This is a genomic window from Leptospira tipperaryensis (assembly GCF_001729245.1).
Classification (GTDB): domain Bacteria; phylum Spirochaetota; class Leptospiria; order Leptospirales; family Leptospiraceae; genus Leptospira; species Leptospira tipperaryensis.
Genome location: NZ_CP015217.1, coordinates 2275481 through 2293764, shown reverse-complemented (window position 1 = coordinate 2293764; position 18284 = coordinate 2275481). Strand labels below are relative to the sequence as shown.

The 18284-nt window shown below is 43.2% G+C and carries 19 protein-coding genes and 1 pseudogene; 5 read left to right on the top strand and 15 right to left on the bottom strand.

Going from position 1 to position 18284, the window contains the following annotated elements; genetic code table 11:
* Nucleotides 1–65: 65 nt before the first annotated feature.
* The 3 genes and pseudogenes from A0128_RS10850 to A0128_RS10840 all read right to left on the bottom strand — a co-directional run.
* The gene (locus A0128_RS10850; protein WP_069607530.1) at nucleotides 66–605 is read right to left on the bottom strand and encodes a DUF1564 domain-containing protein; all 540 of its coding nucleotides are present in this window, start codon (nucleotides 603–605) and stop codon (nucleotides 66–68) included.
* 67 nt (nucleotides 606–672) lie between these two features.
* Entirely contained in the window at nucleotides 673–1695 is a 1023-nt protein-coding gene (locus A0128_RS10845; protein WP_069607529.1) for an LA_2486 family SGNH/GDSL-type esterase, read from the bottom strand.
* An 8-nt stretch (nucleotides 1696–1703) separates the two neighbouring features.
* Nucleotides 1704–2315: pseudogene (locus A0128_RS10840) on the bottom strand (tetratricopeptide repeat protein); the annotation flags it as partial.
* 97 nt (nucleotides 2316–2412) lie between these two features.
* On the opposite strand from A0128_RS10840, the gene xerD reads away from it, so the two are divergent.
* From xerD to A0128_RS10820, 4 genes are all read left to right on the top strand, one after another.
* Complete coding sequence (gene xerD, locus A0128_RS10835) at nucleotides 2413–3309, top strand: site-specific tyrosine recombinase XerD (RefSeq protein WP_069607528.1); 897 nt, start codon at nucleotides 2413–2415, stop codon at nucleotides 3307–3309.
* A 63-nt stretch (nucleotides 3310–3372) separates the two neighbouring features.
* Nucleotides 3373–3801 carry an ATP-binding protein gene (locus tag A0128_RS10830; RefSeq protein WP_069607527.1) on the top strand — a complete coding sequence of 143 codons (429 nt, stop codon included), beginning with the start codon at nucleotides 3373–3375 and terminating at the stop codon, nucleotides 3799–3801.
* On the top strand, nucleotides 3798–4202 hold the full coding sequence (locus A0128_RS10825; protein ID WP_069607526.1) for an LA_2478/LA_2722/LA_4182 family protein: 405 nt from the start codon (nucleotides 3798–3800) through the stop codon (nucleotides 4200–4202). The genes A0128_RS10830 and A0128_RS10825 overlap by 4 nt, the downstream gene beginning before the upstream one ends.
* 198 nt (nucleotides 4203–4400) lie before the next feature.
* Nucleotides 4401–4793 carry an SgcJ/EcaC family oxidoreductase gene (locus A0128_RS10820; protein ID WP_069607525.1) on the top strand — a complete coding sequence of 131 codons (393 nt, stop codon included), beginning with the start codon at nucleotides 4401–4403 and terminating at the stop codon, nucleotides 4791–4793.
* Nucleotides 4794–4930: 137 nt separating this feature from the next.
* Here A0128_RS10820 and A0128_RS10815 read toward each other — a convergent pair whose 3' ends face one another.
* Both A0128_RS10815 and A0128_RS10810 read right to left on the bottom strand, forming a co-directional pair.
* Nucleotides 4931–5491, bottom strand: coding sequence for a hypothetical protein (locus A0128_RS10815; RefSeq protein WP_069607524.1), 561 nt, complete (start codon nucleotides 5489–5491; stop codon nucleotides 4931–4933).
* A 110-nt stretch (nucleotides 5492–5601) separates the two neighbouring features.
* Nucleotides 5602–6732 carry a citrate synthase/methylcitrate synthase gene (locus A0128_RS10810; protein WP_069607523.1) on the bottom strand — a complete coding sequence of 377 codons (1131 nt, stop codon included), beginning with the start codon at nucleotides 6730–6732 and terminating at the stop codon, nucleotides 5602–5604.
* Between the two features lie 71 nt (nucleotides 6733–6803).
* Between A0128_RS10810 and A0128_RS10805 the strand changes: the two genes are divergently transcribed.
* Nucleotides 6804–8096: a citrate synthase family protein gene (locus A0128_RS10805; protein ID WP_069607522.1), complete on the top strand. Its 1293-nt coding sequence runs from the start codon at nucleotides 6804–6806 to the stop codon at nucleotides 8094–8096.
* A gap of 2 nt (nucleotides 8097–8098) precedes the next feature.
* Here A0128_RS10805 and A0128_RS10800 read toward each other — a convergent pair whose 3' ends face one another.
* The 10 genes from A0128_RS10800 to ccoN all read right to left on the bottom strand — a co-directional run bounded on the left by A0128_RS10800 (nucleotide 8099) and on the right by ccoN (nucleotide 18041).
* On the bottom strand, nucleotides 8099–9793 hold the full coding sequence (locus A0128_RS10800) for a flagellar assembly protein A (RefSeq protein ID WP_069607521.1): 1695 nt from the start codon (nucleotides 9791–9793) through the stop codon (nucleotides 8099–8101).
* Between the two features lie 83 nt (nucleotides 9794–9876).
* The gene (locus A0128_RS10795) at nucleotides 9877–10632 is read right to left on the bottom strand and encodes a sulfite exporter TauE/SafE family protein (RefSeq protein WP_069607520.1); all 756 of its coding nucleotides are present in this window, start codon (nucleotides 10630–10632) and stop codon (nucleotides 9877–9879) included.
* On the bottom strand, nucleotides 10622–10810 hold the full coding sequence (gene ccoS / locus A0128_RS10790) for a cbb3-type cytochrome oxidase assembly protein CcoS (RefSeq protein WP_069607519.1): 189 nt from the start codon (nucleotides 10808–10810) through the stop codon (nucleotides 10622–10624). The genes A0128_RS10795 and ccoS overlap by 11 nt, the downstream gene beginning before the upstream one ends.
* Complete coding sequence (locus tag A0128_RS10785) at nucleotides 10807–13245, bottom strand: heavy metal translocating P-type ATPase (RefSeq protein ID WP_069607518.1); 2439 nt, start codon at nucleotides 13243–13245, stop codon at nucleotides 10807–10809. Before A0128_RS10785 ends, ccoS begins: the two co-directional genes overlap by 4 nt.
* Nucleotides 13246–13250: 5 nt before the next feature.
* Complete coding sequence (locus tag A0128_RS10780; protein ID WP_069607517.1) at nucleotides 13251–13745, bottom strand: FixH family protein; 495 nt, start codon at nucleotides 13743–13745, stop codon at nucleotides 13251–13253.
* A 22-nt stretch (nucleotides 13746–13767) separates the two neighbouring features.
* Nucleotides 13768–15093 (bottom strand): cytochrome c oxidase accessory protein CcoG, encoded by a 1326-nt coding sequence (gene ccoG / locus A0128_RS10775; RefSeq protein WP_069607516.1) that lies wholly within the window; start codon nucleotides 15091–15093, stop codon nucleotides 13768–13770.
* A gap of 134 nt (nucleotides 15094–15227) precedes the next feature.
* A complete protein-coding gene (locus A0128_RS10770) occupies nucleotides 15228–15761 on the bottom strand; it encodes a cbb3-type cytochrome c oxidase N-terminal domain-containing protein (RefSeq protein WP_069607515.1) in 534 nt (177 codons plus the stop codon).
* 3 nt (nucleotides 15762–15764) lie between these two features.
* A complete protein-coding gene (locus A0128_RS10765; protein WP_069607514.1) occupies nucleotides 15765–15911 on the bottom strand; it encodes a cytochrome oxidase maturation protein in 147 nt (48 codons plus the stop codon).
* A 7-nt stretch (nucleotides 15912–15918) separates the two neighbouring features.
* Nucleotides 15919–16608 (bottom strand): cytochrome-c oxidase, cbb3-type subunit II, encoded by a 690-nt coding sequence (gene ccoO / locus A0128_RS10760; protein ID WP_069607513.1) that lies wholly within the window; start codon nucleotides 16606–16608, stop codon nucleotides 15919–15921.
* Nucleotides 16605–18041: a cytochrome-c oxidase, cbb3-type subunit I gene (gene ccoN / locus A0128_RS10755; protein ID WP_069607512.1), complete on the bottom strand. Its 1437-nt coding sequence runs from the start codon at nucleotides 18039–18041 to the stop codon at nucleotides 16605–16607. Before ccoN ends, ccoO begins: the two co-directional genes overlap by 4 nt.
* Between the last annotated feature and the right edge of the window lie 243 nt (nucleotides 18042–18284).

Below are 18284 nucleotides of genomic sequence, written 5' to 3'. Positions count from 1 at the left end.
GATTCCCTCCTTGTGTTTAAGGATGAATCGGATCTAAGATAATATTCAATTTTTTTTATATGAATTTAGGAAGGAAACCAGTCTCGATAATCTAAAACATAAAAATAGTCTTCGGGAACGCATTTGAGTATGCGTGAAATTTTATTTTTGAGAAGATCGAGGTGGAGGATATAACTGTAATTCTCGTGAAATGTAGGACCTCCCTCATTCATCGTTCTCACAATAGAATCCCCAACTTCGGCCCGATCCAACCACAGCAGATAATTAAAAAGAAAACAACGGGATACTCCATGGGCTTGTGCAAGAGCTCCTAGCAAAGCCCAGCTCCCAGTGCCTATCCGGACATTCCTTCTTTTCATCTTTTTCAAACCGCAGGCATTCTGATACAACGTATTACCTGCATTCTTACCCAGCCTTGGGCTGGCGGTTAAGAATTTCGCATAACGTCTTAAAAGATAAGGTATTCTTTTGGGAAGGTTTCGTCCCTCTTTTTCGGAATAAAGTAACAAAGTCGATTCCGGTATCAACAGAGTGACGACGTTCGTTTGATTTTCTTGAAGAGTCGATTGGATAGGAGGTCCGGAATGGATCAATAATACGCCCATACCTAAAACGGTTCCAGGGCAGATTTCAGAAACATCAGTTTCTAATAAAAAAATCCAAAAAACTTTCTTATTTGATTCTTTCTAAGATCCGCTTTGCGATCAACTCAGCGGCTACCGCGTTCGGATGACCGTCGTTTTTGAGATAGAAGTCCGTTTTCTTCTCGTTGTAAGATCTTAAAAAATCGGGCCTTGTGTCCAAAACGGGAATCCCTTCTTCTTTCGCGATCCTACCGATCTGATCTAAAAGCGGCGTAGATGGAAGAGGAGTCAGAGAATGTGTTCCATTCGGATAAAGTAAAACGGTGAGAAGAATTTTTTCCTTCTTACAGGCCTCGAAAAACTTTCGCATCTCTTTGAAGGAAGGATGATCGTCCGAATAATCGGAAAGCGTTTCGGGAATAACCTCGGGACCAAGAGCGCGTAACTTCTCCAGTCTTCGATTCTCGCTCTGAATCTTAGAATAATTGTAGAGTGCGCTGTATCTGGATAAAAAAACCGAACCTCGAAATAACATTCTTCCGGAAAAGGAATTTCGAAGATAGAATTCTCTGTGAACGTCCTGTAAATCGGAAGGGTGATAGATCCAGAACGCGGCCTTCGGAGGATGACAACCTTTTTCCAAGGAAGAATCCTCGCAGCCGAGAGTTCTCTCCATTCTTCTTTGGATTCCTCCGGTGCCGAGAGAATCAACTCCCAGATTTCTCACCTGGATTCCTTTTTCTTTCAGAGCGCCTTGCAATTTCCAAGCGATTGTATCTTCATCGTTTTGTCCAAAGCCGTAAGCAATCGAATCACCCATCAACCAGACTTCGGGTTTGGATCCAGGGATGATTTTTTCTTCCGAGACGATTCTTTCCGCGTCCGAGTTTACACGAACACGAAACGTAAAACCCGCCGGATGGGGAAGAATCGTATCCGAATTCCTACAGAGAAGAATTTCGGGAATCTCCCTTTCTTCGATACAATGCACCTGTTTGTCCCTGAGTCTATAGACGAGACCGGACGGAGGAAACATTCTCATGAGAACTTCACCTAACAATACACAGACGATCAGAAGAATAACTATTTTAAGATACGGAAATGATTTCATGGAGAGGGAATCGTATAAACTGAAACTTCACATTTTAAAAACATTCTTCTCGCGGGTGGAAGAAGGGCCGGAATTCCGCTGTTTCGAAGTCGGTTGAACTCCGAGAGATTTTTTTTTCGATCCAAAAGGCAATCTTTTAAAAATATTGCATAAGCTTCCATGTCCCTATCTTTTGCTTTTGAGAATTTTTCCAGGATTCCCTTCACCTTATCCTTATCTTTTTCTTGTAAATGGATTTCTAAGAGATAGAGTAATAGGGAAGAATCTCCCGGTAGAACGGCCTCGGCTTTTTCCAGATAAAATGCCGCCGAATTGAGAGCAAGGCCGCTGTCCGCGAGAATCATTCCCAGAGTGCGATTTGCCTCAAGATGACTCGGATTTTTTTTTAGAACGAGTTCGTAGAGGCGCATCGCCTCGGCCGTATTTCCCTTAGAAAGGGAATCTCTTGCGTCCCAGATCATATCCTCGCTGGAAGAGCAGAAAAGAAAAGAGAAGAGGAAAAAAGAGAATGAAACGTATCGGATATTTAGTCTCATAAATACAGAAGTTTTTACTCTCACGTTTAGAAAAAAAGAATCTTTAGACCGGTTTTGTCCGGGGTTTCGTTTAGAATTTTCCAATAAACCCTTAAGGCAACATAAAAAAGTTTAATTCTCCTGAGAGGAAACGTCCGAAGGATTTAGTACTTGTTAAACATTTCAGACGGGACTAAAAACAGTGACATCTTCACATAACAACCTACTTCAAAATTTCCAGGAATATCTCTCCGTAGAAAAAGGATTAAGCGACAACTCGATCTACTCCTATGGTTACGATTTGAATAAGTTTAAGAACTTTCTGGAAAAGGAACACATCGATTTCCTTGAAGTTCAGGCGAATGACATCATGCGGTTTTTAAACGAGGAAAAGGATCGTAAGATCAGCTCCAAAACGATTGCAAGAGAAGTGGTCGCGATTCGACAGTTTTACAAGTTCCTAAAGGACGAAAAAAAACTCGATACCAACCCGACTGAAAAAATTGAAACTCCCGAAGTAATGCGCAGCATTCCTGATTATCTGACTCAGGAAGAAATCGACGAACTCTTTGATACCATCCGAGAAGACAATCTCTACGAACTTCGAGACAAGTGCATTTTTGAATTACTCTATTCTTCCGGACTTCGAATTTCGGAAGCCTGCAATCTAAAACTCACGGATATGGATCTCGAAGGAATGACCCTCACGGTGGAAGGGAAGGGCGGTCGCCAAAGACTGGTTCCTTTCGGCGAAAAGTCCTTGGACATCCTGAATCGTTATCTAAAACAAAGCCGACCTTTTATATTAAAAGCCAGAAACTGCGAATACCTTTTTGTTTCTAAAAAAGGTTCTTATATCAATCGCAAATCAGTCTGGAGACTTCTCAATCACTATATCAAACGTACGACTATTGCAAAAAAGGTGACTCCTCATACGCTGAGACACTCCTTTGCGACTCACCTTTTGGAAAATCACGCGGATCTCAAATCCGTTCAGGAACTTTTGGGTCACATCGATATTTCGACCACTCAGATTTATACGCACATGGCGAATAAGACCCTGAAAGAAGTTCATAAAAAATTTCACCCGAGAGGATAAAAGTCGAGGTTCCGGTTTTTAGAAATCGGAACCGATTCTTCTTTCCGTTGAAATCAAATCGAAATGGACTCAGGCAAAAAGAAAGAATATGAGAATCTGTTTCGAATGCAGATTCCTTCTCATCCACGTTATCTTTCGATCATCCGAAGTTTAGTTTATAATTTAGCTTTTGAGAATGGGTTTACGGCGAGCGATTCCGCGGACTTAAAACTCGCGGTAGGGGAATGCCTACTCAATGTCATCAAACATTCCTACGGCGGAAAAAAAAATCTCCCTATCTTTTTAGAAATCAATCTTTACGACAATCGAATGGAAATTCGAATTCGTGACTTTGGAAGTCAGAAAAATCTTTCCGAAATCAGAGGTTATGAACCCAATGATTATAGGGAGGAAGGAATCGGTCTTTATCTCGTAAAAAAACTTACGGATCATTTTTACTTGGACCAATCTCTGCCAGAGGGAAACCGACTGATTCTTACAAAACTAAAATGAACCTATCTCGTTTGAGAACTTTTCTTATCCTCGTATCGATTCCTCTGATCCTCTGGACTTGCAGAAAAGGTCCGTCCATTTCCAAGGAAGAAGTCCAAAAGCTCAGTAAGGACTACTTCACACGTCTTTGTACTAAAACTGCGGAATGCGCGAGTCGTTATCTCGAAACTCTGCCCGCTTCCGAAAAGACTTCGGAGAATTCAGCTTACTCCGTGGATCAGTGTATGGAAGAACAAAAAGACCAGAACATTCTTCCGGACGAATACGAGAAGGTGACCGATAAGCAGATCGCTAAGGTAAAGATATGTATGGAAGATCTTCTCAAGGTCCCCTGTGAGGAAATGGAAGGAGGAGGGATTCCTTCTTGTCAGGAACTCTTTCAGTCCTCTAAAGACGAATAACGCGTTCTTTCCGAAAAAGAAATTTCCAGTCTTCTCTTTCATTCTGAATAGATTCGAAATTGGAACGCTATCATCTAGAAGTTGCTAAAGAAGAATCAGAAGCTATATTATAATAGAGAAATTTGATTTGTTGGAATCAGTCTTTGCATCTTTTGAATTCTTCTTGCAAACGAGTTTTCTTTTGTTTTCATTCGGAAAATGGAAATCAAAGAAATCACCACAAACATCATCCGAACCTTAGAATCTGCATGGAATCGTGCAAACGGCGAAGAGTTTGGAAAACCATTCGCAAAAAATTCCGACTATGTGGACATTCGTGGCGATTTACATTATTCCGATGCGGCGGTTGCCAACGGACATCAGGCAATCTTCGATACGATCTATAAAGACAGTAAAATTAAATTGGAATTGCTCCAAGCCAATCAAATCGACTTGAATACGATTTTGGTTCACGCTAAGGCGAGCTTAGATTGTCCCAGCGGCCCCTTGGTAGGGAAAACCGATTCGACCATTTCTATGATACTCACAAACTCCGATGAAAATTGGTCGATCCGTGCTTTTCATAATACGTTGAAACCTTTGGTCCGATAAACGTAGGAAGGTTGATCTTTCTTGTTTGAAGCTTTTTTACCGTTCAGGAAAGTATAACATTCTTGAGGTGAGATTTTAATTCTAATCATTCACAAAGAATACAGTCTTTCGAATATTCTAAAAATAGAATTTACGAATCAGATTGCCTTTTTGACTTTGAACTCCCTCAAGATCCAAAGCGGAAGCGTCAAAAGAATCAAAGCCATTAAAATATACAGGTCGTATGCTTCCAGAATTCCACTCGCTTTTAACGTCTTTGGAAGCAGAAAAAATAAAAAGAAAATCCAAAGATACAAAAAGTAGATTCGTTTTAATAGTATGAATTTACGATTTTCTTTTCGCAAAAGAAAAGTTTCCAACCACGGTCCGAGAAAGATAATCCCATAGGTGATCATTCCCAGGATCAGACGGGAAAACACGGGCGTTTTTCCGGAAACAGAAAGATACGCGAAAACGAACATCAAGTGGATTCCATGAACGATCGCAAATGCACAGAAAGGCCTTTTGGAAAGAATTCTCCGTAAGACCTTTTCGTTTGCAAAAGCCATCCAGAATAAAAACGTCAAAAGAGAATACCTTCCCGAGAAACGAGCAAGAATTTGAAATCCTTCCGCGGTGAAACCGTGGAGAAAAAAAGAAACAAAAGCGATCCCCGCTTCGATCAGACAAATCAGAATTGCAACTTGGATTAGGCTCATAGATTCAGTTTTTCAAGTTTCTCATTTTTTGAGATCGATCTAAATGGATGATAGAATAGGGAACTTGCATTTTGTATTATATTCCTTTCTTTTCAAGTTTTGGAAACAAGTTATCTCCAGTGTTTGTCTTCGGCGCCGATATAAATCGCATCCGGTCTTAAAATTCTTTCCTTTTTTTGTTCCAGACAATGTGCCATCCATCCCGAAGCTCTTCCGATCGCAAAAACGGGAGTGAAAAGATCCGTTGGAAGATCGAGGCCGTGTAGTAAAAGCGCGGTATAAAATTCCACGTTTGTATGCAGAGTTCGATCGGGTTTGTATTCTTTTAATAAACGAAGTGCAGTTTTTTCGACATACATCGCCAAAGAATAAAAGTTTATCAATTCCGGAAGTTCGTAGAGTTCTTTTGATGCGGAGGCTAAGACGTCCGCTCTTGGATCCCGCACCTTATAGATACGATGACCAAAGCCCATCAGCCTTTCTCCCTTTTCCATTTTATGTCTGAGGTATTCTTCGGCTGCGGTGGGGGTTCCAATTTCAAAGACCATATCTAAGGCAGGTCCCGGAGCACCTCCGTGAAGCGGTCCTTTTAGAGCTCCGATCGCGCCGGTCGCAGCGGAAATCATATCCGACTGAGTGGAAGCGATCACTCTTGCCGTAAACGTGGACGCATTGAGTCCGTGATCGGCTACGGTGTTCCAGTATGTATTGAGAGCCTTTATCTTTTTAGGATTCGGAGTAATTCCTAGCATAGAAAGAAAGTTGGCTGCAAGACTTAGCTCCGGATTGGGAAGAATCGGATTCAATCCTTTTTTGAGACGATATACCCAGGCGACGATTAAGGGTAAGGTAGCAACGACCGCATAACTTTCCTCTTCACTCGAAGTGAAGGGTTTTCCTAAGGATAAAGACGCGGCTCCGATTCGGAGACATTCTATGATGGATGCGTTTTCGGAAACGGCACTTTCTAAGATGTTTCTCTGAACATGAGAAAATCTTCTCGCGTTAATAAGATCGTCTATGATCCTTTTTTTTTGTTCGGCGTTTGGAAGTTTGTCTTCTAAGAGAAGAAAAAACGTTTCTTCAAAATCGATTTTTTCCGCGAATTCCTCTATGGGATATCCCGCGATTACGAGTTTACCGTGGATTCCGTCCACCTTGGAAATTCGAGTCTTTACGGCGGGAATTCCTTCCAGGCCGGGGCTGTATTTACTTTCTTCGAAAAGATCCATTGTATTCATATTGAATTCCTTACGACCTTGAGTTTACAGGATTGACAAAAATTAATCAATATTGATTTCATAGTCAATGTATGAAACCTTCCTCAAAAAAATCGTTTTTATCAGCGTTTGAGGCGGCCCAGGAATTGGGTGTGGAAGTCGAAACGATCTACGCCTATGTCAGTCGCGGAATCCTTCATTCAGAATCGAGCGGTTCAAAGGATCGTAGCAAACGGTATAGAAGAGAAGAGATCGATCGTATTTTACTTCAAAGAGAGGAAAAACAAAATCCGGGAAAAACCGCGAGGGCGGCTTTGAGTTTTGGTCAACCGGTCCTCGAGTCTTCGATCAGTTTGATCGAAGAAAACGCGATATATTACCGTGGTCGGAATGCTACCGATCTATCAGAAAATTCTAATTTTGAATCCGTCGCCAAGATTCTCTGGGACTCCGAGAATTCTTTTTCGTTTGAAGAGGAATGGCCGACCTTGGACAAGGATTCTCTCCAAATTCTTCCGGTAATTTCCAACCGCCCTTTGATCGATCTTTGTAGAATCCTATTGGGTGTCGCCGAATATGAGGACACGAGAGCGCTCCTAAAAACTCCGGAAGCCTTGAGTAAAACCGGAACGAAAATTATACGTTTGTTGTCTCTTTTTGCATCGAAGTCCAAACGAGGAGCAGGCACTATTGCGGAGACTCTTTGGTTTTCTTGGAAAGAGATTTCTTTTGGAAAAAAGAATTCTCATTTTATTTCCGATTCTAAAAAGAATCGAATCCTTTCGAACGAGGACAAAAAAGCGATTCGTTTGATCGATGCTTCCCTTATTCTTTCAGCCGATCACGAACTCAACGCATCTTCGTTTACGACACGTTGTGTAGCATCGACCGACGCAAGTCTCTATCAGGCTGTGATCGCGGGGCTCGCGGCTCTTTCCGGAAATCGACACGGGCTTCTGACCGAAAAAGCGATCGAGCTGATTGAGAGCGCGAGCCTCCGAAAAAAGGAAGAAAGATCGTTTCTTACGGAACGTTTGAGAAGGGGAGAAAAAATTCCTGGATTTGGGCACCCGTTTTATCAAAACGGAGATCCAAGAGGAAAAAAATTGCTCGAAATGACGGAGAGGCTTTTTCCAAAAAACAAAGAATTCTTATTTGCAAAAAATCTAATACAAGAAGCGATTCATCTTTTAGGGGACTATCCCACGATTGATATGGGACTCGCGGCGGTAAGTTATACGTTACGTTTGCCGAAAGGAGCGGGACTTGCGTTGTTCGCCATCGGAAGGTGCGCAGGCTGGATTGCTCACGCGATGGAACAGTATCAGACTGATCAGTTGATCCGACCGAGGGCGCGTTATGTGGGATTGATTCCCCAAAAATAAATTCAGGGATCTTCTTGGAGAATTCCAAGACGTTTTGGTCTTACCTTTGTGATCTGAGGATTTCCGTCGTTTCCAAGAAATACAAAGGAGGGGCCCGGAATTTCTTTGAGACGAACCTTGAAATTTTTTCCCTTTCCAGGGTAGATGTCCACACCCGGAAATATTTCCTGTTCCACCTCGACGTAAGAATCCTTGTCGGGTTCAAAACCCATAATCATGGATTGTTCTTGGCCGAGTAAGTTATTTAGAATTCCTGAATATTTCAGTTTGATCGCAGTGAGTTTGGGAAGACTTTCCTTTTCTTCCGCAGTGAGTTGTCTTCTCTGAGAATCTTCGTTGAGTTTTACAAGACTCAGTTCCACTTTTTTAAGAATCTCCTGATTCTTCTGAACTTCGGAGCGTAGTTTTTCCAAATCTTCCAAAAGTTCGGGACGGATCCCGACGGATACTGAAGTTTTAGTTTCCGCGATGGCGCCTAACTTGGTACAGATGACCGCTTTTCCGGCGACGCAGGTTCCTCCGATCAATTCTCCTCTTCCACCTCGAATAACTACGGATTCTCCTGCGACGAGTTCGGAGTGCATGGAAGCCTCTTCGATAAAGATCGTATTTTTAGAAATGAGTTTTCCTTGTTCCACGAAGCGAGTGTAGATATCGGCTCCGGATTCTATCAAACCACCGTTTCTTCCCATAAAACCGCCAGACAAAACGATGTCCCCGGCTGCCTTGAGAAAAACCTTGCCTACCGATTTTTTTACGATGATGGAACCTTCGGTTTCCAGCGTAAATCCGTCTGCGATCGAACCTTCCACGATGATCGTTCCGGGGAAGCTCACGTTTCCGGTGGAAAAATCTACGTTCTCTAAATGACAGACCTCGTCTACGCGGATCGTTCCTTGTCGATCAAGGATCGGTCTTCCGCTGATGAGCGAATGAACTGTGGTTTCATCCAATGAGAGTCTAACGTTTGCTCCGAGTTTCCAATCCGCTTCTTTTCCGGGTTCGTAAGGAAGAATTTCTCCAAAGACATTCTTGCCTTCCTTTCCGGGAGTCGGTGATATTTTTTCGGCGAGCTTCTGATCCTTGGCTACGCTTTGGATAATTTGAATATTTTTAAAATCGACTCTTCCAAACTCGTCTTCTTCGAGATGAGGAATCGCCGGATGTATGAAAAGAATTCTGAGATCTCCATTCTTACCCGGGATTGGAGCCGAGCCTTCCGCGATCTGTATTTTTTTTCCGTATTCGGGTTCCGCGGAAAGACGATCGATGGTTTCTTGCAAAACACCGTAAGAAATTCCTCTCAGATGAATGGATTCTTGGATCTGCTCGGAGCTCAAAAGTTTTCCGCCGTATTTCGGAGGATGAAAGGTGATGAAAGCTTTCATCTTATCTTCTGAGATATCGATCTCAATTCGGGAACTTTCCGGTTTTCCGGGCCATTTTCCGATGAGATGAGGAAGTCCGTCGGATTTGAGGACTAGGTCTTTGATGATGGTATGAGAGATTTCCGAAATCCGAAAGAGTTCGATTCTTCTTAGAATCTCTTTAGAATCGAGGGATTTCCCTTTTTTCCCCGCCGGAAAGACGGAGAGATAGGCGAGTCCGTCTTCATTTTCAATTTTGAAGAATGCGTTTTCGTTTTCTTCCAGATCCTTTAAGAGAAAATCCGTGAAATTCTTGAGAGAGTCGCTCATCCGGGGTTTCAGTATAGAAATCATCTTCCTTTTTACAATCGAAATCTCCCGGAAAAACTTGAATGTTTGGAAAGAAATTTCTTCTAATGATGATGAGAATGATCCTCTTTCGGAGAAGAATGTTCTTCCATCGAGTGAGAATTCGGAGAATGTTCGTGTTCGGAGTGCGAATGTCCGAGTCTAAAGAAAATCATCGAAATTCCGACAAAGACGATGACGATCCCTCCGTAACGAATGATACTCTGCGGAAGATTAACGAGCAGGTTTCGAAAACCGACTCCGAACAAAAAAAGAGCGGGAAACGTTCCTAAGAAAAAAATCGACATCACAAGCCAACCTGAGCTCGCGCTTCCGGTCGCCAATGCAAGACTAAACGCCGGATACAAAACCGCACAAGGCAAAAGCCCGGTTACCATTCCGAAAGCCATCGAAGTCGTGGGAAGGTTCTTTCCTTGTTTTAGAGAAGCGAGTAACGGTCCCGCAAATCGATTTAGAATTTTCTGATAGAAGCCGGATCGTTCCGGAGTTCCGTTTTGAATCAGACTGAGCCCGAATCCGATGATAAAGATTCCGGAGATCACGGCGGCAAATTCCTGTAGAGAGATCAACTTTCCGGCGAGGTTTAAACCAGAGCCTAAAATTCCAAAGATGGCGCCTAACGTAGAATAGGAGATCCATCTTCCCAGATTGTAAAAAAGATTAGTTTTGTATTTTTGATCCCGGTTGGCGAGGTTTAGAGTTCCCGCAAAAGGACCGCACATTCCGAGACAGTGTAACGAACTCGTGATTCCATGGATAAAGGCGATGGAGAGTGTGGTTAAAAACAATTCATTCTGCATGTTTGTGTTCTCCCTCTTTCAAAACCGGTTTTTTTTCATCGTCGTCGTCAAATAACATTCTGTATTTCGGACCTTCGATGTCTTCATACTGACCGGATTTTAAGGACCAGAAGAATACTACCAAGGCCCCGAGTGCGATGAGCATAGCGAGTGGAATCGTAAGATAGAGTGCGTTCATAATTTGGTTCTCCACTGTAACGAGATCGAATTCAAAACTACGGAAAGGGAGCTCAAGGTCATAAAACCGGCGCAGATAACCGGAAGCATAAAGCCGAAAGCGGCCAGGGGCAACATGATCGAATTGTAAATTAATGAAATTAGAATATTCTGAAATACGATATTTCTTGTTTTTTTGGAAATTTTCACGGCCGAAATGATCGAATCCAATTGATTGCTGATCAGAACCAGATCGGATTTATCGATGGAAAGATCCGAGGCGATTCCCATGGAAATTCCGAGATTGGCCGCAGCCAAACACGCGGAATCGTTGATTCCGTCTCCTACCATGACGACGGTTTTTCCTTCGTTTTGAGCTTTTTGAATCACCTTAAGTTTTTCTTCGGGCTTGAGTTCGAAAAGAGGATGATCGATTCCCACGGCGGTCGCCAAGGATTCTACTTTGGATTTGGAATCTCCTGAAAGAATTCCGAGATAACCAAAAGTATGTTTTAATCTTTCGACCGTACTTTTTGTTTCCGGACGAACCGAATCTTCCAATACAAAACTCGCGAGAAGATTTCCTTCTTTGCCCAGATAAATCTTACCGTCTTGTTTGAGATATCCTTGCGATACGAAATGAAGATTTCCGATTCGATACGAAACGTTTTCTCCGATCAGTCTGCCTTCCATTCCGGATCCTGGGATTTCTAAAATTTCCTTCCAAGTGTATTGGATCGGTTCTTGATTTTGGTTTTTTAATTTTTTTCCGATCTCTTTTTTTAAACTTTCCGCGAGTGGATGTGTGGAACCGGATTCCAAAGAAAGGATGAGGGAATAGATTCGAAGTCTTTCGTCCTGACTTAAAAAACGTTCTTCTTGGATGGAAAGTTTTCCCGTTGTCAAAGTTCCAGTCTTATCAAAATAGATCTGGTCCGCTCGGCTCAGGATTTCCAAAGAATCCGGATTTTTTACGAGGATTCCTTTCGAACTGTGGAGTAAGTTGCTCACCACGTAAGCCGCTGGAACGGCGAGCCCGAGCGCGCAAGGACACGCGACGATCAGGACGCTGATCGTATTGAGCACCGCGGCTTCCCAGTTTTGAAAATAGAATCCGTATATGCAAAAAGTTGCAACTGCGATTCCTAAAACGATCTGTATAAAATAAGTTGAAAATCGATCCGTGGTTCTTTGGATTCCGGGTTTTGCCTGAAGCGAGGATTCGATGAGCGCTGAGATTCTTGAAAGCGTGCTTTCCTTTGCGGTCGTAGTCGCGAGGAGCTCCGCGTTTGTACTAAGACACAAAGAACCCGAAAGGATCATATCTCCGATTTTATGCGTGACCGGCTTGGATTCTCCCGTTAAAAAGGATTCGTCAAAGTAGGCGGTAGCGGATTGTAGAATACCGTCCACGGGAACTCTGTTTCCGTTTTTAAGAAGAATTCTTTCCTCCACTTGAATCGCGCTCGGTGCAATCTGAGTTTCGACGGAGTTGCGTAGGACCGTATATTCTTGAGGAAGGGTGGACAAAAGTTCTCCGACCTTTCTTCCCGCTTTCAAACGGATCGCGGATTCTAAAAACTTTCCGATCAGAATAAAGAAATAAATCGTACAGACGGAATCAAAATAGACTTCTCCATGATCGGTTAACGTCACGTAGATGCTGTAGAAATAGGCGAGAGAAACCCCGGAAAAAAGAAGAGTGTCCATCGTAAGCATTCTTCTTTTGATCGATTCCTTCGCGCCTTTGAAAAAAGGATAACCCGAGTAGAGATAAACCGGCGTCGCGAATATCCAAGAAACGTAATGGAAGAGTCGTTTGAATTCGATTTCGATTCCCGAAAAATAACCCGCATACAATCCGATGCTAAAGAGCATAATGTTGCCCCAAGAAAAACCGGCGAGGGCCATGCGGTAAAATAAATCTTTAGAAAATCGAGAAACTCCTGTTTCCGCCTTGAGAGGAGAATAAAGAGAAGGTTCGTAGCCTATGCTCGTGATAACCGAAAATATCTCATTGAGGTCGACTAAACTTCGATCGTAAACGAGTTTCATTCTTCCGGTCGCAAAATTGATTCTGGCTTCGAGAATTCCTTTGTGATCGCCGAGAACCTTTTCGTTTAACCAGACACAGGCGGAACAGTGAATTTTTCCGATGGTAATGAACGTTTCGCAGATGCCTTCTTTTTTTTGTATTACATATTCTTGATATATGGATTCGGTTTCCAAGTTTTCTCGGTTTTTTCTTTCGGTATTTACGGATTCGAGTTTTTCAGAACCTCTCAGAGTATAAAACTGAGTGAGACCGTTGTTTACCAAAAGGGTCGCGAGGCTTCTGCATCCGCTGCAACAAAACGATTCCGTACGGCCACCCAGTTCTCCTCGGATCAGCTCTTTTTCCGTACGGATCGGAGTATTGCAATGATAGCAGTTTGTAACTTGAAACAACGTTTCCATAAGTTCTATTGAATTTTTACTTCCACGGTTTTTTGAAGAATTCTTCCTTCGGTCTCACCTTGAAGACTGAGAATCCAAAGTCCTTCTTCCGGAATGTCGATCGATCCTTGGTAGTTTCCCTTGTTCTTTGGATCTTCGATCATACTCAGAGATCGATTCCACTCATCCGTCGCGGATCTTTCGATCAAAATCTGAAGTTTGGCTCCGGTGATCGGCGCTCCGGATTTTCGGAATTGAATCGAAACTAAGTTTTTTCCTTTTTTTAAGTCCGGAGAAGACGTAAAAAGTTTACTCTCGTACGAATATCCTTCGGCGATCATCTTTCTTTGTTCGAGGATCGACTTTTCGTAATTCAATCCTTTTTCATAATATCCTTTTTCGATCGGTCCGGTATATCCTTCGCTTGCGTATCGTATCGTGACTACGGTCGCGGCGATCAAGGCAACAAATGCGACCCCGATCCAAACAAAGGCGAGTTTCATACTTTTGTGTAATGCCATTTTAGTTTTCCTGATTTTGACCTTATTTGATCGGGATTCGAAAGGGAATCGTCTTTTGTAACTGAAAGTTCGGATTTTTTAAATCGGTGATTCTTAGAGAAATTTGATGTGTCGGTTTAGACTGGTCTTGTGGAAGAGCCACCGTTTCTAAGATGATTCTAAAATCCTGTGAATCGTTTCCTAAAACTTGAATCGCAGGCTTTTCCGTTCCGCCTAACAATATATGTACGGGAGAGCTGAGGGTGCTGTTTGCGATTTCAACTTTGAGTTCCCGCTCTTCAAACGTTAGATTCAAGAGATGTCCGTTGTAAAAATTTCTTACCAAACCTCCGGGAACTTCCATCGGTTGGATGATTCGATCCGGAAGTATGTTTGCGTAGAGAGGAACCCGATTGTAAAGGAGCGTTCCCGCCGCCGCCAACACACAAAGTAGGAGAGTTCCATAGACCAAACTTCTTGGACGGATCCAATTTACCTTGGCGCCGGGTTGATTCGCCTGGGTTTCGGACATGTATCCGATAAGAGTTTTTTTCCCTTCTTTTCCCATGGTTTTTGTACAAGCATCCACACATTTTCCGCAAGCAATACAACCGACGTTGGTGCCTTCACGGATATCGATTCCAGTCGGACAGACCACCAAACAAAGATTACACGCCGTGCAATCTCCTTCCTGAACTCCTGCTTTTCGTCTGGGTTCTCCGCGTTTTAGATCGTAAGTTACATTTACGGAATGTGCATCCATCATGACCGTTTGGAATCTCGCATAAGGACATGCGTATTTGCAAAACTGTTCTCTAACAAAAGCCATGTCCAGATACAAGGTAGCCGTGAAGAATGCGGTGAAGTAGGTCCATACCGGCGGACTTGACAGAAACGCGGAAGATCGGACTTCGCTTAACATTTCGTACGGATCCGCGAAATACGAAACCCAGGCGAGTGCACCGAGAACGCTCACGAGAATCCAGAGAAAGTGTACAAGGATTTTTCCGAAAGTAGGTGCGTCTTTTTTTCCGTATTTGGAACCGAGGATCGTTCTTCCGATCCAGTCAAAGACATCGGTGAAAACGGTCTGTGGACAAGCCCATCCGCACCAGACTCTTCCGATCAGAGTCGTAAAGAAAAATAAGGAAAGTCCCATTCCGATCAGGAAAAGGTGAAGGTAGTATCCTTCTTGCGGAGTAAAAATATTTCCAAGAAGATAAAACTTTCGGTTTGGAATGTCGAGTCGGATGAAGGGATGTTCTCCCCAACGAAGCCAGGGAAGAAGAAAATAAATGGGAAGTAAGATCGCCTCTACTATGTATCTCGCCGAACGAATCTTACCAGTAATGTGCCTGGAGATGACCACAAAAGTCCTCCTTAGTGGTCTCTGGAAAGAATGAGAAACAAAACACGATTTGCATTCTACATTCTCTCCGGAGTTAATACAATCCAAAACTTGGATGACATTCTTTGCAAAGAGTCATCCAAGAATTTCATAAATTACTTCGACGCCTTTAAGCTTGCGTTCTGAGTCGCAAGCCAAGCCATCACCTGATATACTTTTTCGGAACCGAGAGAATTCTCATGCGGAGGCATAGGTCCTCTTCCCAGTTTTGTTTTGTCTACGGCGATCCCTTTCATGATCGTCGCATAGACTTCCGAATCCAAGGATCCGTGAATCCATTCCGCATCGATTAGATTCGGACCAACCAAACCTTGTCCGGTCGGACCGTGGCAAGCCGCGCAAACCGTTTTGAAAGTTTTTTCACCTTCTGCGATCGCTTCGGCATTACCGCGAAGAGGATTGCTACCATCGTTAGTCGCCACCGCGACCGCTTTCGGATACTTCGCTTCGTATTCTTTCACCTCGTTTTCGTAGGCGACGTCTTGTTCCCAACTTGAGAATTTGTGAAAGTAAATCGAATATCCGACTGCGACGACGATGCAGATCACGAAGATCCATTTCCACCATTCCGGCATCGGATTGTCCGATTGTTTGATACCGTCGAAATCTTTATTTGAATCGTGCGTCATGGATCAGTCCTCCTCCAGCATTCTATACTTTGGATCTTCCATTTGTACCTTGCGTTTCTTGTTGTAAACGTATGCGGTGATGAGACCGATCGCTAAAACAAGAACTGGTAGTCTTGCAAACTTGTAGATTTGAATCAGTTCCAGTTCCATAATTGCCTCACTGAATCGACTTGGACAACTCGGCTGTGTCCTTGCCTAATTTAAGAAGATAAGCGATGAGCGCGTCTCCTTCGGTTTTACCTTCCAATTCTTTAGCAGCAGAAAGATAATCCGCGTCCGTATAAGGAACTCCCACTTTGGAAAGACCTTTCATGTGGTTCACGATTTCTTCCGCGTTGACCTTAGCTCCTTCTTCGAATAACCAAGGATAAGCGGGCATAACGGAACCCGGAGAAGTATCTCTTGGATTGATCAAGTGAGTCTTATGCCAAGCGTAAGAAGGTTGAATCTGAGATTCGTGAGCCAGATCGGGTCCGGTTCTTTTGGATCCCCAGAGAAACGGATGGTCGTAGACGAATTCTCCAGCCTTGGAATAACCGTCTCTTCCGTAAGACTTAGAAGGATCAAAACGATCCACTTCCCATTTAAAAGGACGAATCATCTGCGTATGACAGTTGTTACATCCTTCTTTCTGATAGATGTCTCTTCCTGCGAGTTCCAGAGCGGAGAACGGTTTTACTCCTTGAATCGGAACCGCGGTTCTGGAAATGAAAAAGGGAGGAATCAACTCGAAGATACCGCCGATCAAAACCGCGATCGTAGTATAAACCGTAAACTTAACTCCTTGTTTTTCCCACTGATCGGTGAAACCAGAGAACCAATCCAGAAGTATGTCGAATAATTTCATACGTTTCCTCCTTGTTCTTTCACTCTCAGGTCCACTTCTTGAAAGCCGGAACCGGATGTTTGAATCGTTTTGATCACGTTATAGATCATAACAAAAACTCCGCTCAAGTAGAGAGCGCCGGCCACACCTCTTGCGAAGCGGAAAGGTTTGAGAACCTCGGTGATTTGTACCCAGTTCGGATACTGAAGAAATCCTTTAGAATCCACGGCTCTCCACATAGAACCTTCCGTGATTCCGGAAACCCACATCGAAACGATATAAAGAAGAATCCCGAGAGTCGCCAACCAGAAGTGAGTGTTCGCGAGTTTTTCGGAATAGAGGTTCGTATCCCACATTCTTGGAACGAGATAGTAGATGGCCGCGAAAGACATCATTCCCACCCAACCTAGGGTTCCGGAGTGAACGTGACCGACGATCCAGTCCGTGTTGTGACCGAGAGCGCTGATGGAACGAATCGAAAGAAGCGGCCCTTCGAAAGTCGACATACCGTAGAAGGTAATCCCGACGAGCATCATTTTAAGAAGAGCGTCCGTTTTGATTTTTTCTTTGGCTTGGGTTAAGGTAAGAAAACCGTTGAGCATTCCTCCCCAAGAGGGCATCCACAACATGATCGAAAACGCCATCCCTGTCGTTTGAAGCCATTCCGGAAGCGGAGTGTTTAACAAATGGTGAGGACCCGCCCAGATATAGATGAAGATCAAAGACCAGAAGTGAATGATAGACAATCTATGGCTGTAGATGGGTTGTTTGATATGTTTTGGAAAGTAGTAATACATCAAACCTAAGAATGGTGTAGTTAAAACAAACGCTACCGCGTTGTGTCCATACCACCACTGAATGTTCGCATCGTAAACACCGGAGAAGATCGAGTAAGACTTGGTAAGTCCTACGGGAACGGAAAGGTTGTTCACGATAAAAAGAATCGGAACCGTTACGAATGAAGCGATGTAAAACCAGATCGCCGCGTAGAGTTGTTTTTCCTCTCTTGTAAAGATTGTTGCGAAGAAGTTCACGATAAAGATCACGAACCAGACAACGATCAAAAGATCCAGAGGCCATTCCAGCTCTGCGTATTCCTTAGATTGATTGAGTCCTAAAGGAAGAGTGATCGCGGCGAGGATGATTGTCAGATTGTATAAAACAAAATGAATCTTTGCCAGAGAGTCGCTCCAGATTCTGACTCTACAGAGTCTTTGGATCAGGTGATACGCGGTTGCAAAGATGATGCTCAATGCAAATCCGAAGATGGCTGCGTTTGTGTGCAAGGGTCTGATTCTACCAAAACTGAAATACTGCGTGAAATTCAGTTCCGGATAAACCATTTGAAATGCGGCGAGGACACCCACTGACATGGATGCGACTCCCCAAACCATAGCCGATATGATGAACCCTTTTACGATTGAATCGTTGTATTTGGCGTTCGTTTGGCTCATGAGATTTTGTCTCCTGATTCGATTATTCCTTCGGTCTAAACTCTCAAAGTCAAAAGATTATATACTATTTTAGAAAAATAGAATATTCTTTTTAATTTAGAGATTTATAATTTTACCTTATATGAAAACCGACTTGGAAAGAAAAGAAATCCCAGCGGGGTTTCCCTGATCTAAGGCATGATAATTGTCAAGCTTTGAAGATCCGCTTGGAGTTGAGGGAAAAAGGGATCGGAGGATTCTGGT

Excerpts from the sequence above, each read along its gene's own strand:
- A0128_RS10845 (WP_069607529.1), bottom strand. The coding sequence starts at position 1,695 with ATGAAATCATTTCCGTATCTTAAAATAGTTATTCTTCTGATCGTCTGT.
- A0128_RS10810 (WP_069607523.1), bottom strand. The coding sequence starts at position 6,732 with ATGAATACAATGGATCTTTTCGAAGAAAGTAAATACAGCCCCGGCCTG.
- ccoN (WP_069607512.1), bottom strand. The coding sequence starts at position 18,041 with ATGAGCCAAACGAACGCCAAATACAACGATTCAATCGTAAAAGGGTTC.
- A0128_RS10800 (WP_069607521.1), bottom strand. The coding sequence starts at position 9,793 with ATGAGCGACTCTCTCAAGAATTTCACGGATTTTCTCTTAAAGGATCTG.
- A0128_RS10785 (WP_069607518.1), bottom strand. The coding sequence starts at position 13,245 with ATGGAAACGTTGTTTCAAGTTACAAACTGCTATCATTGCAATACTCCG.
- A0128_RS10805 (WP_069607522.1), top strand. The coding sequence starts at position 6,804 with ATGAAACCTTCCTCAAAAAAATCGTTTTTATCAGCGTTTGAGGCGGCC.
- ccoO (WP_069607513.1), bottom strand. The coding sequence starts at position 16,608 with ATGAAATTATTCGACATACTTCTGGATTGGTTCTCTGGTTTCACCGAT.
- A0128_RS10770 (WP_069607515.1), bottom strand. The coding sequence starts at position 15,761 with ATGACGCACGATTCAAATAAAGATTTCGACGGTATCAAACAATCGGAC.
- ccoS (WP_069607519.1), bottom strand. The coding sequence starts at position 10,810 with ATGAACGCACTCTATCTTACGATTCCACTCGCTATGCTCATCGCACTC.
- A0128_RS10830 (WP_069607527.1), top strand. The coding sequence starts at position 3,373 with ATGGACTCAGGCAAAAAGAAAGAATATGAGAATCTGTTTCGAATGCAG.
- A0128_RS10825 (WP_069607526.1), top strand. The coding sequence starts at position 3,798 with ATGAACCTATCTCGTTTGAGAACTTTTCTTATCCTCGTATCGATTCCT.
- A0128_RS10820 (WP_069607525.1), top strand. The coding sequence starts at position 4,401 with ATGGAAATCAAAGAAATCACCACAAACATCATCCGAACCTTAGAATCT.
- A0128_RS10780 (WP_069607517.1), bottom strand. The coding sequence starts at position 13,745 with ATGGCATTACACAAAAGTATGAAACTCGCCTTTGTTTGGATCGGGGTC.
- A0128_RS10815 (WP_069607524.1), bottom strand. The coding sequence starts at position 5,491 with ATGAGCCTAATCCAAGTTGCAATTCTGATTTGTCTGATCGAAGCGGGG.
- A0128_RS10765 (WP_069607514.1), bottom strand. The coding sequence starts at position 15,911 with ATGGAACTGGAACTGATTCAAATCTACAAGTTTGCAAGACTACCAGTT.
- A0128_RS10795 (WP_069607520.1), bottom strand. The coding sequence starts at position 10,632 with ATGCAGAATGAATTGTTTTTAACCACACTCTCCATCGCCTTTATCCAT.
- A0128_RS10850 (WP_069607530.1), bottom strand. The coding sequence starts at position 605 with ATGGGCGTATTATTGATCCATTCCGGACCTCCTATCCAATCGACTCTT.